The organism is Mycolicibacterium arseniciresistens (genome assembly GCF_030519285.1).
Lineage (GTDB): Bacteria > Actinomycetota > Actinomycetes > Mycobacteriales > Mycobacteriaceae > Mycobacterium > Mycobacterium arseniciresistens.
Map to the genome: position 1 here is coordinate 1 of NZ_JAUMSQ010000311.1, position 1,184 is coordinate 1,184.

Here is a 1,184-nt window from a genome sequence, read left to right on the forward strand (position 1 = left end):
AGGAGCCGATGTGGTGTCGCTGCAGACCGCGGCGGGCTTCAGCGCGCACGGCAACCAGCACGCCGCGACCGCCGCGCTCGGCGTCGAAGAGCTCGGCCGCTCCGGTATGGGCGTGGGCGAGTCGGGCGTCAGCTACGCCACCGGTGACGCGATGGCGGCGTCGTCGTACCTGATCGCACGCGGCGGCTGAGATGACCGCCCCCATCTTCATGGCCCTGCCACCCGAGGTGCATTCGACGCTGCTTAGCAGTGGTCCGGGCCCCGGATCGCTGCTGGCCGCTGCGGGGGCATGGCAGTCGTTGAGCGCCGAGTACGCTTCGGCTGCAGCGGAGTTGACGGCGTTGCTCGGCGCGGTGCAGGCGGGGTCGTGGCAGGGTCCGAGCGCCGAGCAGTACGTGGCGTCCCATCAGCCCTACCTGGCGTGGCTGGCCCAGCAGAGCGCCAACAGCTCCGTGACCGCGGCGCAGCACACGACGGCGGCGGCGGCGTACACGACGGCGTTGGCGATGACGCCGACGATGCCGGAGCTCGTCACCAACCACGTGGTGCACGGCGTACTGGTGGCGACGAACTTCCTCGGCCTGAACACGATTCCGATCGCGATCAACGAAGCCGACTACGTGCGGATGTGGATCCAGGCCGCGACAGCGATGAGCACCTATCAGGCGATGGCCGGCGCGGCGATGGCCAGCACACCGGCCTCGCTGCCATCACCGTTCATCCTCACCCCCGGCGTCGGCGAGGCCGGCACCGCGATGGCGAGCCTGCAGCAGACCGGCGCCCAGGCCCAGGCGACCGAATCCGGCTCGGCGCTGAACAATTCGGACTGGCTCTCGGATCTGCTGAACATCTTCCCCGGTGGTCAGGAGATCGCGGACTTCCTGCGGGATCCGATCGGCAACACGATCCAGCTGATCACCGACTTCCTCACCAATCCGGCTGCGGCGCTGCAGACCTGGGGGCCCTTCCTGTTCGCCGTGGCCTACCAGGCCATCTCGTGGATCGGTGCCTCGCTGACCTACCCGCAGCTGCTGATTCAGCCGCTTCTGGCGCTGACACTGGGGATCATCGGCGGCGTGCTGCAGTACCTCAAGCAGTTGCCTGCGCCACCGGCCGACGTGCCCGCCGAGGCGCCCGCGGCGCCCGCCGCACAGGTCCCGGCCCGGGCCGACCAGCCCGGATCC

The 1,184-nt window shown here is 69.8% G+C and carries 2 protein-coding genes; both read left to right on the forward strand.

Features of this window, described 5'->3' with window-relative positions; all coding sequences use genetic code 11:
- The coding region (locus tag Q2100_RS26760; protein ID WP_302916500.1) for a PE family protein at nucleotides 1–190 on the forward strand (190 nt) is incomplete at its 5' end.
- A 1-nt stretch (nucleotide 191) separates the two neighbouring features.
- On the forward strand, nucleotides 192–1,184 hold a 993-nt coding region (locus tag Q2100_RS26765; RefSeq protein WP_302916501.1), incomplete at its 3' end, for a PPE family protein.